This window comes from Mycobacterium farcinogenes, assembly GCF_019739075.1.
Classification (GTDB): Bacteria; Actinomycetota; Actinomycetes; order Mycobacteriales; family Mycobacteriaceae; genus Mycobacterium; species Mycobacterium senegalense.
Window position 1 is genome coordinate 2,549,457 of record NZ_CP081673.1, and the last position, 13,560, is coordinate 2,563,016.

The following is a 13,560-nucleotide window of genomic DNA, read 5'->3' on the forward strand; positions in this document are numbered from 1 at the left end:
CGTCGTTACGACGCGCCCGGGGGCTTGAGGAGAATTCGTGGCCGAAGATGCCCAGAATGACGACCTATCAACCCAGACTCCGCAACAGGAGGGACTGCCCGAGCGCCTGAGAGTCCACTCGCTGGCGCGGGTACTCGGCACCACCAGCAGGCGCGTGCTCGATGCTCTGGCGGAATTCGACGGGCGTCAGCGCAGTGCGCATTCCACGATCGACAAGGTCGACGCCGAGCGGGTCCGTGAGGCACTGGCCGCCGATTCGGCCGAAGCAACGCCTGCCGAGCCAGTAGAAGCTGCGCAGGCAGAGCCGGTGCAGGTGGAGGCCGTCACCGTGACCGAGTCTGTGGTCGCCGTGGCCGAGGAGTCGGCCGGTGGCGTGCAGCAGGCCGAGCCCGAGCCCGTGCTGGTCGGCGACGAGCCCGAGTCCCGGTTGATCCTGGAGACGGCGAACATCCCCACGGCGCGGGAGGCGCACACTGAGCGGGCCGATTACCTGCCGTTGTTCGTGGCGCCGCAGCCGGTCAGCTTCGTGCAAGTACACGTCGACGAGGACGACGACGAAGACGACGACGACACCACTGACACCGACTCCGACGGCGACGACGAGCAGGCGGATCGTCCCGCCGCACGCCGGCGTCGGCGTGGTCGCCGTGGGCGCGGTCGTGGACGCGGAGAGCAGTCCGACGACAACGCAGCCGAATCGGGCCCGGATTCCGATGGCGACAACCTCGACGACCAGGGCGAATCCGATCAGGATTCCGATGAGTCCGACGAGTCGGACGAAGGCAACGACGAGGACACCACGGGCGGCGACGGCACCAACCGGCGTCGGCGGCGTCGCCGTCGGCGCAAGTCCGGCTCGGGTGACAGCGATGACGCGGGCTCGCCGGATGACCCGCCCAACACCGTCGTGCACGAGCGCGCGCCGCGCGCCGAGCGGTCGGGCAAGAGCAGCGACGATTCCGAGATCCAGGGGATCAGCGGGTCGACTCGGCTGGAGGCCAAGCGTCAGCGCCGCCGCGATGGACGCGACGCGGGTCGCCGTCGCCCCCCGATCCTGAGCGAGGCAGAGTTCCTGGCCCGGCGCGAGGCCGTCGAACGCACCATGATCGTGCGCGACAAGGTGCGCACCGAACCGCCGCATGAGGGCGCCCGCTACACCCAGATCGCTGTGCTGGAAGACGGCGTCGTCGTCGAGCACTTCGTCACGTCAGCGGCGTCGGCGTCTCTGGTGGGCAATATCTATCTGGGCATCGTGCAGAACGTGCTGCCCTCCATGGAGGCCGCATTCGTCGACATCGGCCGGGGCCGCAACGGTGTGCTCTACGCCGGTGAGGTGAACTGGGAGGCCGCCGGGCTCGGCGGGTCGAACCGCAAGATCGAGCAGGCTCTCAAGCCGGGCGATTACGTGGTGGTCCAGGTCAGCAAGGATCCCGTCGGGCACAAGGGCGCCCGCCTCACCACGCAGGTGTCACTGGCCGGCCGCTACCTGGTTTACGTGCCGGGGGCGTCGTCGACCGGGATCAGCCGGAAGCTGCCCGACACCGAACGCCAGCGGCTCAAGGAGATTCTCAAAGAGGTCGTCCCGTCCGACGCCGGCGTGATCATCCGCACGGCTTCCGAAGGCGTGAAGGAAGAGGACATCCGCTCCGATGTCGAGCGGCTGCAGCAGCGCTGGACCGAGATCGAGGCCAAGGCCGCCGAGGTCACCGGGAAGAAGGCCGGCGCCGCCGTCGCGCTCTACGAAGAGCCCGATGTCCTGGTCAAGGTCATCCGCGACCTGTTCAACGAGGACTTCTCGGGTCTGATCGTCTCCGGCGACGAGGCCTGGGACACGATCAACTCCTACGTCAACACCGTCGCCCCCGATCTGGTCGGGCGGCTGACCAAGTACGAGCCGGCCGGCGGCGCAGATGCGCCCGACGTCTTCGCCGTGCACCGCATCGACGAGCAGTTGGCCAAGGCGATGGACCGCAAGGTGTGGCTGCCGTCGGGCGGCACGCTGGTCATCGACCGCACCGAGGCGATGACCGTCGTCGACGTCAACACCGGCAAGTTCACCGGTGCCGGCGGCAACCTCGAGCAGACCGTCACCCGGAACAACCTGGAAGCGGCCGAGGAGATCGTGCGGCAGCTGCGGTTGCGCGACATCGGCGGCATCGTGGTCATCGACTTCATCGACATGGTTCTGGAATCGAACCGGGATCTGGTGCTGCGCCGACTCACCGAGGCGCTCGGCCGGGACCGTACCCGTCACCAGGTGTCGGAAGTGACGTCGCTGGGGCTGGTGCAGCTGACCCGAAAGCGGTTGGGCACCGGTCTGGTGGAGGCGTTCTCGACGTCGTGCACGCATTGCGGCGGCCGCGGCATCGTGTTGCACGGTGATCCGGTCGACACCGCCTCGTCGTCGAACGCGGGCCGCAAGTCTGAGCCCAGCGGCGGCGGCGGGCGGCGCAGCAAGCGGGGCAAGCGGGGCAATGCCCGTCCCGAGCCCGAAGAGGTGCCGGTCGTCAAGGTGCCCGACCATCCGGCCGGCGAACACCCGATGTTCAAGGCGATGGCCGCGGCCAACGGCCGTCACCACGACGACGAGTCGGTCGACGAGGACACCACCGACGCGACTGCCGACGCCGACGAGCAGGACACCGCCGAGCTGGTGGGCGTGGCCGACGGATCCACCGACGGCGAGTTCGACGCGCAGGACGCCGACGAGGTCGATGAGGCCGATGAGGCCGACGACGTAGCAGACGAGGACGACGACGAGGACGAGATCGACCTCGACGACGAAGACCTCGATGACGACGACGATGACGAGCTGGACGACATCGACGACGATTCCGAGGATGACGATTCCGACGAGGATGACTCAGACGAGTTCGACGATTCCGAGGATGACGAGGACGGCGAGGACGGCGAGGACTCAGACGAGTCCGAGGAGGACGTCTATCAGGCCCCGGAGCCCGTGGTCGTCGAGGCGCCGCCGAGCCGTGGCCGTACCCGTCGACGCGCGGCGGCAAGGCCGGCGGGGCCGCCCAGCCACGAGTAGCGGGCGGTTTGACCCTCTACCCGCTGGTCAAGTACCCTTGACCAGTTGTCTCCAGAGCCTGCGTAGTCGTAGGCCGGTGACGGCGGGGGTATCCCCGCCACCCAAGACCCGCGCACGCACCGACCGGTAGCGCGCGCCCGCAGAGAGCAGCAGAGCAGAGGACACGATGGCGACATACGCAATCGTCAAGACCGGTGGCAAGCAGTACAAGGTTGCCGCCGGTGACGTGGTGAAGGTTGAGAAGCTCGACGCCGAGCCCGGCGCGTCGGTGTCGCTGCCCGTGGCCCTGGTGGTCGACGGCGCGAACGTCACCAGCAAGGCTGATGACCTGGCCAAGGTCGCCGTCACCGGCGAGGTGCTCGAGCACACCAAGGGCCCCAAGATCCGTATCCACAAGTTCAAGAACAAGACCGGCTACCACAAGCGCCAGGGGCACCGTCAGCAGCTGACCGTGCTCAAGGTCACCGGCATCAAGTAGGAGGCGTTCAGACATGGCACACAAGAAGGGCGCTTCCAGCTCTCGTAACGGTCGCGAATCCGCAGCACAGCGGCTCGGCGTCAAGCGTTTCGGCGGCCAGGTCGTCAAGGCGGGCGAGATTTTGGTGCGGCAGCGCGGTACTCATTTCCACCCCGGCGTGAACGTCGGCCGTGGCGGCGACGACACCCTGTTCGCGCTGGCTCCCGGTTCGGTGGAGTTCGGTTCCAAGCGCGGCCGCAAGCACGTGAACATCGTTCCCGTGCCGCGCCCGGAGGCCTGAGACCAAGAGGATTCTCCGCGAATGTGAAGCAGCTGCGAGTTCTCGATAGGACTATCGCGATAGCTTCACATTCGACGGAGAGGATGTCCGATGCCACGGTTTGTCGACCGCGTCGTCATCCATGCGAGTGCGGGAAATGGCGGCCACGGCTGCGCGTCGGTGCACCGCGAGAAATTCAAACCCCTCGGCGGTCCTGACGGCGGCAACGGTGGTCGCGGCGGCAGCATTGTGCTCGTCGTCGACCCCCAGGTGCACACGCTGCTGGACTTCCACTTTCATCCCCATGTCGTCGCGCCCTCCGGCAAGCAGGGTGCAGGCAGCAATCGGGACGGCGCCGCCGGCGAAGACCTCATCGTGCGCGTGCCCGACGGCACGGTGGTGCTCGACGAGAACGGCCGGATGCTGGCCGACATGGTCGGTGCCGGTACTCGCTTCGAGGCCGCACAAGGCGGTCGCGGTGGCCTGGGCAATGCGGCGCTGGCCTCGCGGGCCCGCAAGGCCCCCGGCTTTGCCCTGCTGGGTGAAAAGGGCCAGACCCGCGATCTCACTCTCGAACTCAAGACCGTCGCCGATGTGGGCCTGATCGGCTTTCCGTCGGCCGGTAAATCTTCTCTGGTGTCGACCATCTCGGCCGCCAAACCCAAAATCGCCGACTATCCGTTCACCACTCTGGTGCCCAACCTCGGCGTGGTATCGGCCGGCGACAACACCTTCACCGTCGCCGACGTCCCGGGCCTAATTCCCGGAGCGTCCGAGGGCCGGGGTCTCGGACTGGACTTTTTGCGGCACCTCGAACGCTGCGCTGTGCTGGTGCATGTCGTGGACTGCGCCACCATGGAACCCGGTCGCGATCCGATCTCCGACATCGAGGCGCTCGAAGCCGAACTGGCCGCCTACACGCCGACCCTGCAGGGAGACTCCACCCTGGGCGATCTGGCGTCGCGCCCACGCGCAGTGGTGCTCAACAAGATCGACGTCCCCGATGCTCGCGAGCTGGCGGACTTCGTGCGGGAAGAGGTGGCCGAGAGGTTCGGCTGGCCGGTGTACGAGATCTCCACAGTCAGCCGTGACGGGTTGCGCCCGCTGATCTTCGCCCTGTGGGAGATGGTCAAGGCCTATCGAGACGCTCAGCCCGCTGTGGTGCCGAGGCGCCCGGTGATTCGGCCGATCGCCGTGGACGAGAGCGGATTCACCGTCGAGACCGACGGGTACGGCGGGTTCATCGTGCGCGGCACCCGGCCCGAGCGCTGGATCGCCCAGACCAACTTCGACAACGACGAGGCCGTCGGTTACCTCGGTGACCGGTTGGCGCGCCTGGGCGTCGAGGACGAGCTGTTGAAGCTCGGCGCCACGCCCGGCTGCGCCGTGACCATCGGCGACATGACCTTCGACTGGGAGCCGCAGACCCCTGCCGGTGTCGACATGCCGATGACGGGCCGTGGCACCGACATTCGGCTTGAGCAGACGGACCGGACCGGTGCCGCCGAACGCAAGGCTGCCCGACGGGAGCGCCGCCAGCCCGGTAGCGAGGACGCGTGAGCGTTCATCGCGAGGCGATTCGCACCGCCCGCAGCGTCGTCGTCAAGATCGGTACCACCGCACTGACCACCCCCACAGGGGTGTTCGACGCGGGGCGGCTCGCGGTGCTGGTCGAGGCGATCGAAAGCCGGATGAGAGCTGGCTCCGATCTGGTGATCGTGTCCTCGGGTGCCATCGCCGCCGGTATCGAACCGCTCGGGCTCTCCAGGCGCCCAACGGATCTGGCCACCAAGCAAGCCGCCGCCAGTGTGGGGCAGGTGGCTTTGGTCAACGCGTGGAGTTCGGCGTTCGCCGTCTACAGCCGCACGGTCGGCCAAGTGTTGCTGACCGCCCACGACATCGCGATGAGGGTGCAGCACAACAATGCCCAACGCACTCTGGACCGGTTGCGGGCCCTGCACGCGGTGGCGATCGTCAACGAGAACGACACCGTGGCCACCAACGAGATCAGGTTCGGTGACAACGACCGGCTTTCGGCGCTGGTGGCCCAGCTGGTCGGCGCCGATGCACTGATCCTGCTGTCCGACATCGACGGTCTTTACGATTCTGATCCGCGAAAAGGTAACGCGCGCTTCATTCCCGAGGTGGCCGCCCAGGGAGACCTCGACGGCGTGGTGGCCGGTGGTGGCAGTCATCTGGGTACCGGTGGGATGGCCTCGAAGTTGTCGTCGGCCCTGCTGGCCGCCGATGCCGGTGTGCCGGTCCTGCTGGCCGCCGCGGCCGATGCCGCTGCGGCCTTGAGCGATGCCTCGGTGGGCACGGTGTTCGCGCCGCGGCCCGAGCGGATGTCGGCGCGGCGGTTCTGGGTTCGCCACGCCGCGGAGTCACACGGGGCGCTGACCCTCGACGACGGCGCGGTGCGTGCGGTGGTCAAACAGCGGCGCTCACTGCTGCCGGCGGGGATCACCGAGGTCAGCGGCCAGTTCCACGGTGGCGACGTGGTGGATCTGCGGGGGCTTGACGGGCGGACCGTCGCACGCGGCGTGGTGGCCTACGAGGCGTCGGAACTGGCTGCGATCATCGGCCGCTCCACGCCGGATCTGCCGGCCGAGCTGCGCCGCCCGGCGGTGCATGCCGACGATCTGGTCGCCATCTAGCGATTTGGGTGCACCTAGCGGCGCCTGCCGCCGGTGAACGCACCCAAATCACTGAGCTCGCCGGCCAGCAGGACCAGCATCTCCGAACAGCCCGCCTCGACCTTGACCGCGGCCAGGTCATCGCCGCGGGTGGGGCCGCGGTTGACGATCCCCACCGGGATCGCGTGGGCAGCGGCATGCCGCACGAACCGGTATCCGGAATACACGGTCAGCGAAGACCCGGCCACGAGCAGTGCGTCGGCCTCGTCCACCATCGAATACGCCTGCTCGACACGGTCTTTGGGGACACTTTCGCCGAAGTAGACGATGTCGGGCTTCAGCATGCCCCCGCAGGCCGGGCAGTCGACGATGACGAATGAGTCGGTTTCGCGGACCACGGCGTCGGCGTCGGGCGCTACCGCGATGCCGCCGACCGACTCGGCGCGTTCGTAGAAACCGGGATTGGCCGCCTCCAACCGGGCAGCCAATTCGGCACGGCCCATGGTCGCACCGCAGTCCAGACAGATCACCTGCGCGTAGGTGCCGTGCAGGTTGACCACCGACCGGCTGCCTGCCTTGCTGTGCAGCAGGTCCACGTTCTGGGTGATCAGTCCGGTCACCACACCGGCGGCTTCCAGCGTGGCCAGGGCCCGGTGTCCGGCGTTGGGCTCGGTTTCGTCCATATGCCGCCAGCCGACGTGGTTACGGGCCCAGTACCGCTGCCGGAACTGCGGATCGGAGGTGAACTGCCGGATCGTCATCGGATTGCTGGGCGGGGAGTCGGGCCCGCGGTAATCCGGGATGCCCGAGTCGGTTGACATCCCGGCCCCGGTCAACACCGCGACGCGGCGTCCCTGCAGCAGGGCGACGAGTTCGGGAGCGTCCACCCTCGCCAGGATAGGCCGCCCGTCAGTCCAGGCATTTGGCGGCGGGCACGATCTCGGCGCTCATGTTGCGCCGCATCATCTCCAGGGCGGCCTCGCCCAGGCCGGCATCGATGTGCGCCACCGCGTCGGAGGGAATCACCACGTCGAGATGCCGCACGTATGCGTCCAGCGCGCTGTAGAGGATGCACTGTTCGGTGACCTGGCCGGCCAGGATCACCCGCCGGGTTTCCAACCGGCCCAGCAGGTACTCCAATGCCGTCGCGTAGAACACGCTGTGGCGCACCTTGGTCAGCAGCAGGCAACCGTCCGCGGGCACGATCGGGCGCACTAGGTCCGGGTGCTCACCGGTCAGCGCGGCCTCGACGATGTCGCTGAACTGGGCGGTGAAGTCGCCGTAGTTGTCGTTGACGTAGATCAGGTCGACGTCTTCGCGTCCCCGTGCGGCCTCGATGAGCCTGACCAGCGGATCGATGATCGCCGCCACATTGGGCGCCAGCAACTCGGCGTCTTCATGTCTATAGGTGTTGAGCATGTCTACGACCACGAGTGCGGTATCGCTCATGCGTCAATTGGTACCCACTGGCCCGATCTTGACACTTTTCGGGTGACAATGGGCGTGATGGACTTCTACAGCGCCTATCGACACGGTTTCGCGCGGGTTGCCGCCTGCACTCACCACACAGCGCTGGCGGATCCGCCGGCGAACGCCGAATCGGTGCTCCGGTTGGCGCAGGCCTGCCACGACGACGGTGTGGCCGTCGCGGTGTTCCCCGAGTTGACGTTGTCGGGGTACTCGATCGACGACATCGTCATGCAGGATGCGCTGCTGGACTCGGTGGAGCAGGCACTCATCGAAATCGTCGCGGCCTCGGTGGTGTTGACACCGGTCCTGGTGGTGGGCGCACCGCTGCGGTACCGGCACCGGATCTACAACACTGCGGCGGTGATCCACCGGGGTGCGGTGTTGGGCGTGGCACCCAAGTCCTACCTGCCGACGTATCGAGAGTTCTACGAGCACAGGCAGATGGCAAGCGGCGCCGACGTTCGCGGCACCATCCGGGTGGCCGGTGCCGAGGTACCGTTCGGTCCGGACCTGTTGTTCGTCGCCTCCGATGTTCCGGGGCTGGTGCTGCACGTCGAGATCTGTGAGGACATGTTCGTGCCGGTGCCGCCCAGTGCGCAGGCCGCGCTGGCCGGCGCGACGGTGCTGGCCAATCTCTCGGGCAGCCCGATCACGGTCGGCCGCGCCGAAGACCGTGCGCTGCTGGCCCGTTCGGCCTCATCGAGGTGCCTGGCCGCCTATGTGTACGCCGCGGCCGGCGAGGGGGAGTCGACGACGGACCTGGCGTGGGACGGCCAGACGATGGTCTGGGAGAACGGGCTGCTGCTCGCCGAGAGCGAGCGCTTTCCGCGCGGTGAACGACGCTCGGTGGCCGACGTGGACCTGGAGTTGCTGCGGTCGGAACGCCTGCGGATGGGTACCTTCGACGACAACGCCGGACAGCATGGCGCCCAAGTGGATTCGTTCCGCCGCATCGAGTTCCAGCTCGATCCGCCGACCGACGACATCGGTCTGCTGCGTGAGGTCGAGCGGTTCCCGTTCGTTCCGGCGGATCCGACACGGCTGCAACAGGATTGCTACGAGGCCTACAACATCCAGGTCTCCGGGTTGGAGCAACGACTGCGGGCGCTGAACTACCCCAAGGTGGTCATCGGCGTGTCCGGCGGTCTGGATTCCACGCATGCCCTGATCGTGGCCGCGCGGGCGATGGACCGGGAAAACCGGCCGCGCAGTGACATTCTCGCGTTCACCCTGCCCGGCTTCGCCACCGGTGACCGGACCAAGAACAACGCCATCCGATTGAGCCGCGCCCTTGGTGTGACGTTCGAAGAGATCGACATCAAGCAGACCGCCCAGCTGATGCTCACCGAGATGGATCACCCGTTCGGCCGCGGTGAAAAGGTCTACGACGTCACGTTCGAGAACGTGCAGGCCGGGTTGCGCACCGACTACCTGTTCCGGTTGGCCAACCAGCGCGGCGGCATCGTGCTGGGCACCGGCGACCTGTCCGAGCTGGCGCTGGGCTGGTCGACCTATGGGGTCGGTGACCAGATGTCGCACTACAACGTCAACGGCGGCGTGCCGAAAACCTTGATCCAGCATCTGATCCGGTGGGTGATCTCGTCGGGGCAGTTCGGCTCCGAGGATTCCGAGGTCAACGAGGTGTTGCAATCGGTGCTGGACACCGAGATCACCCCGGAGCTGGTACCCACCGGGGAGGACGAGGAGATCCAGAGCAGCGAGGCCAAAGTGGGTCCTTATGTGCTGCAAGACTTTTCGTTGTTCCAGGTGCTTCGGTACGGTTTCCGTCCGTCCAAGGTGGCGTTTCTGGCCTGGCATGCCTGGCATGACGCGACCCTTGGGGACTGGCCGGCCGGGTTTCCCGAGGACAAGCGCCCGGCGTACTCGCTCGAAGAGATCCGGCATTGGCTGCAGGTGTTCGCGCAGCGGTTCTACTCGTTCTCCCAGTTCAAGCGTTCGGCGCTGCCCAATGGCCCCAAGGTGTCGCACGGCGGTGCCCTGTCGCCCCGCGGGGATTGGCGGGCGCCCTCGGACATGTCGGCGCGGATCTGGCTCGACGAGATCGAGCGGAACATCCCCGAGCGGTAGACGCCGCTGTGACCTGGCCAGATGGCCGGGCCCACCCAATTTACGGCGCAAAAAATTGACAAGCTAACCTTCTGGCTCACATTGCCGCGCTAATGTGCGGCGGGTCACAGCCCGGCGCTGCCGGGCGCCGGGTCGAGGAGGTTGCGTTGGCTGCTGCGAAGTACGTCGGTCGGGTAGGGGGATTGGCGGTCGCGCTGGGGGTCGGGTCGGCTGTCGTTCTGGGTGGCCAGGCGCTGGGTACTCCGCTCGCCTCGGCGGCGCCCGGGTCGGGTGAGGCATCGTCGGAGTCGGCGTCGGCTCCTGCCACCCACAAGGGACCGGTCAAGGACCGGCAGAGCGCCCGCTCGCTGCGGCAGGCCGCGGTTCGGGCGGCGACCAAGGATCGCGCGGCCAAGCTCGGCGAGTCCGGCCGTCATCGCGTCAGCGCGACCACGCCGAAGTCCGATGTCGTGCAGTCGATCACCGACCGACTGTCGAAGGCGCAGAGCAAGGTCGACTCCCGCCTGACCCGTCACCGCAACGGCAGCTCAGACCCGGACACTGCCGGCACGGACGTTTCCCCGACGCCTGAGGCGGCCAAACCTGAGGCGAGTCCTAAGGCCGCCGAGACCGTCGAGAGCCCGGTCGACGTACCCGATGCCGAACCGGAAGCCATCGCGACGGCCAAGACCGTGCAGCCTGCCCCGGCTCCGGCGCGGAACCTGATCGAGACCGTGGTCAACGACATCGCCAGGACGCTGGCCGGGAACTCGCCGGCCGCGCCAGCGACCGATTCGCCCGCCGAGTGGGTGCTGCTGGCCGCCGCGCGCCGGGAGTTCGCCACGGCCGCCGTCTCACCGTCACTGTCCGGCACCGGTGGTATCACCGCGGCCCCGTCCGTCGGCATCACCGACGGCATCATCCACGGCACGACCGGAGCGACGAGCACAGGCGGGCTACCGCTCACCTACACCGTGATCGGCGACCCGAGCGCGGGTGGCAAGGTGCGGCTCGACTCGGCCGACGGCACCTTCACGTTCCTGCCGTACGCGACCGTCGTCGACAGCGGGGGCGCGGAGAAGTTCACCGTCCTGGTCGCCGAAACCACGGCGTTCGACGCTGCGCTGCAACAGATCCCGATCGTAGGCTCGTTCGTGCCGCAGGTGCTGGTGATCGTGCACCAGATGCCGGTGGTGAGCGATCTGCTGGCCCCGCTCATCGGCGAGGCCGAGGTGGTGGACGTCAACGTCGACGTCGGTGCGCTGGCACCGGCGGGCACCCCGGTGGCCTACACCGTCAACGTGACGTCCTTCGACGGCACGCCGATCAGTATGAACTGGTTCCCGGCATCGGGCCTTCAGGCCGGAGATGAGGCCCCGACGATCTTCAGCGGCGCCGGCTTGTCGAGCGCGGGTGACACCGATCCGTACACCGGCGGCCCCACCGGTGTCGGCACGTTCCGGGACAACGGTTACAACGTCGTCACCTGGGATTCCCGCGGCGAGCACGCTTCGGGCGGGCTCCTGCAGCTGGACAACCCGTTCTTCGAGGGACGCGACGCCTCGGCGATGATCGACTACGTCGCCAAGCGGCCCTTCACACAACTCGACGGCGCCAACGATCCGCGCATGGGCATGGTCGGCGGCTCGTACGGCGGCGGCATCCAGTGGGTGACCGCGGCAACGGACAATCGGGTCGACGCGATCGTCCCGACGATTTCGTGGAACTCCCTGAACAGCTCGCTGTATCCCAACGAGGCGTTCAAGACGTCGTACGCGGCGCTTCTGCTGTTGTCGCTGGTGACGAGCGGTGCGAACATCAACAACCAGCTCTACGGCGGCATCTTCACCGGTGCGCTGCTCGGCGTTCTCACCCCCGAACAGCAGGCTCTGCTGGCGAGCAGTGGCCCGACCGCCCTGGTGAACAAGGTCACCGCCCCGACGCTGATCATCCAGGGCACCGTCGACGTGTTGTTCCCGCTGCAGCAGGCGATCGACAACGCCACGATTCTGGACGCCAACGGTGTGCCGGTGAAGATGGTCTGGTTCTGCGGTGGCCACGGCAACTGCGAGACCCCGCCCGGGGACAGCGCCGAGATGGTCCAGACTGCGACACTGAGCTGGCTGGACTCCTACGTCAAGCACAAGGGTGAGGAGGTGGACGACGGTCTACCCAAGTTCCAGTGGATCGACCAGAACGGTGACCACTACACGTCAGACCTGCTGCCGTCCGACCCCGGTTTCACCGGGACTCCGGTGAACGCGTCGGGCGACGGCGGACTGTTGGGTATCGTCCCGATCCTCGGCGGTTCCGGGCCGGGCGCGGCGGGCATTCCGTTCGGGCTCGGTGACGGCACCAAAGCCACCAACGCGGTGAACACCACGGTCACCGCCCCGTCGGGCACTGCCACGCAGATCGTCGGCGCGCCCGAGCTGACCATGACGTATTCCGGTATCGGCACCAGCCGTCACGTCTACGCCCAGATCGTCGACGACCAGACCGGCCAGGTGATCGGCAATGTGGTCACCCCGATTCCGGTCACCCTCGACGGCCGGGAGCACACCGTGACCATCCCGATGGAGGCCGTGGCCTACACGCTGGAACCGGGGCATACCGCCACGGTGCAGATCACCAGCTCGGCCACGCCGTTCCTCAACGTCACCCAGTTCGGCGTCATCAACATCTCCGGTGTGCAGGTGGTGTTGCCGACCGTGGGGGCCGGTGCCAACGCGCAGCCGGCGGCGGACGCCGCGGAGGATCTGGTCAGCGTCTAGAGGCGGCCGTCGGCCCGCAGATCCGGATGCACCCACTCCGGTGACCGGCGGGCCTTGAACGCGCGGAAGCCCTCCACCGCCTCGTCGCCGCTGTAACTGGCCTTCATGCCGATCCGGTCGTAGAGGCCCATGTAGCTGTCGAGGCTGGACTTGACCACCCCGCGGGCCCGGGGCGCGGTCCGGCAGCACTGGGTGAGCACTTCGGTTGCGGCTGAAAACAATTCGTCGTGCGGGACCACGCGGGCGACCATGCCCCAGTCGACCGCCTCCTGTGCGGTGAGGGTGCGCCCGGTGAACATCAGGTCGCGCGTGCGGACCACGCCGATCAGGCGGGCCAGCATCTGGCTGTAATAGGTGTCGGCGATGCCGCGGTACAACTCGGGTACCCGGAAGGTGGCGCGGTCGCTGACCACGGCCATGTCGCTGCAGATCGCGATCTGCAACCCGCCGCCCTGGCACAGCCCGTTGACCGCGCTGACCACCGGCTTGACCGATTGGCGCAGGGTTTCGAACGGCGTGACGTCCATCGACAGGGCCGCGCCGAAACTCATCCAGTCGTCGACGCCGTTGCCGCCGCCGAGGTCACCGCCCGGGGCGAACACGTCCCCGGTACCGGTGATCAGCAGCCCGGCCAGGTCCGGGTCCGCCTCGACGTGGGTGACCGCGTACCGGATACCGAAGTACATGGCCGGCGTCATCGCGTTGCGGGCCTCGGGGCGGTCCAGGGTTACGACCCCGAACGGGCCCCGCCGCTCGAACCGGAGATAAGGGGTGCCGAGCCAGTCGCCCTCGGGCGGTCGTGGGGTGAGTCCCTGCGTCATGCTGGCGACTAT

General features: G+C 67.6%; 9 protein-coding genes and 2 pseudogenes. 8 read left to right on the top strand and 3 right to left on the bottom strand.

Annotated features, from left to right (window positions below; all coding sequences use genetic code 11):
• The first annotated feature begins 37 nt into the window (after positions 1–37).
• From K6L26_RS12100 to K6L26_RS32015, 6 genes and pseudogenes are all read left to right on the top strand, one after another.
• Complete coding sequence (locus K6L26_RS12100) at positions 38–3,043, top strand: ribonuclease E (RefSeq protein ID WP_221853169.1); 3,006 nt, start codon at positions 38–40, stop codon at positions 3,041–3,043.
• A gap of 166 nt (positions 3,044–3,209) precedes the next feature.
• Complete coding sequence (gene rplU, locus K6L26_RS12105) at positions 3,210–3,521, top strand: 50S ribosomal protein L21 (RefSeq protein WP_003879728.1); 312 nt, start codon at positions 3,210–3,212, stop codon at positions 3,519–3,521.
• A 13-nt stretch (positions 3,522–3,534) separates the two neighbouring features.
• A complete protein-coding gene (gene rpmA / locus K6L26_RS12110) occupies positions 3,535–3,801 on the top strand; it encodes a 50S ribosomal protein L27 (RefSeq protein WP_003879727.1) in 267 nt (88 codons plus the stop codon).
• A 90-nt stretch (positions 3,802–3,891) separates the two neighbouring features.
• Positions 3,892–5,340 carry a GTPase ObgE gene (gene obgE / locus K6L26_RS12115; RefSeq protein ID WP_019348481.1) on the top strand — a complete coding sequence of 483 codons (1,449 nt, stop codon included), beginning with the start codon at positions 3,892–3,894 and terminating at the stop codon, positions 5,338–5,340.
• Positions 5,337–6,437, top strand: coding sequence for a glutamate 5-kinase (gene proB / locus K6L26_RS12120; RefSeq protein WP_019348482.1), 1,101 nt, complete (start codon positions 5,337–5,339; stop codon positions 6,435–6,437). The genes obgE and proB overlap by 4 nt, the downstream gene beginning before the upstream one ends.
• 8 nt (positions 6,438–6,445) lie before the next feature.
• Positions 6,446–6,541 (top strand): annotated as a pseudogene (locus K6L26_RS32015) (hypothetical protein); the annotation flags it as partial.
• Here K6L26_RS32015 and K6L26_RS12125 read toward each other — a convergent pair.
• Both K6L26_RS12125 and K6L26_RS12130 read right to left on the bottom strand, forming a co-directional pair.
• A pseudogene (locus K6L26_RS12125) lies at positions 6,503–7,303 on the bottom strand (NAD-dependent protein deacetylase); the annotation flags it as partial. The pseudogenes K6L26_RS32015 and K6L26_RS12125 sit on opposite strands and share 39 nt — an antisense overlap.
• A 22-nt stretch (positions 7,304–7,325) precedes the next feature.
• Positions 7,326–7,865, bottom strand: coding sequence for a cysteine hydrolase family protein (locus K6L26_RS12130; protein WP_221853170.1), 540 nt, complete (start codon positions 7,863–7,865; stop codon positions 7,326–7,328).
• 57 nt (positions 7,866–7,922) lie between these two features.
• Between K6L26_RS12130 and K6L26_RS12135 the strand changes: the two genes are divergently transcribed.
• Both K6L26_RS12135 and K6L26_RS12140 read left to right on the top strand, forming a co-directional pair.
• A complete protein-coding gene (locus K6L26_RS12135; protein WP_221853381.1) occupies positions 7,923–9,974 on the top strand; it encodes an NAD(+) synthase in 2,052 nt (683 codons plus the stop codon).
• Between the two features lie 146 nt (positions 9,975–10,120).
• Positions 10,121–12,727, top strand: coding sequence for a S15 peptidase family protein (locus tag K6L26_RS12140; protein WP_221853171.1), 2,607 nt, complete (start codon positions 10,121–10,123; stop codon positions 12,725–12,727).
• Here the strand turns inward: K6L26_RS12140 and K6L26_RS12145 are convergent.
• Positions 12,724–13,548 carry an enoyl-CoA hydratase/isomerase family protein gene (locus K6L26_RS12145; protein ID WP_221853172.1) on the bottom strand — a complete coding sequence of 275 codons (825 nt, stop codon included), beginning with the start codon at positions 13,546–13,548 and terminating at the stop codon, positions 12,724–12,726. The two genes, K6L26_RS12140 and K6L26_RS12145, sit on opposite strands and share 4 nt — an antisense overlap.
• Between the last annotated feature and the right edge of the window lie 12 nt (positions 13,549–13,560).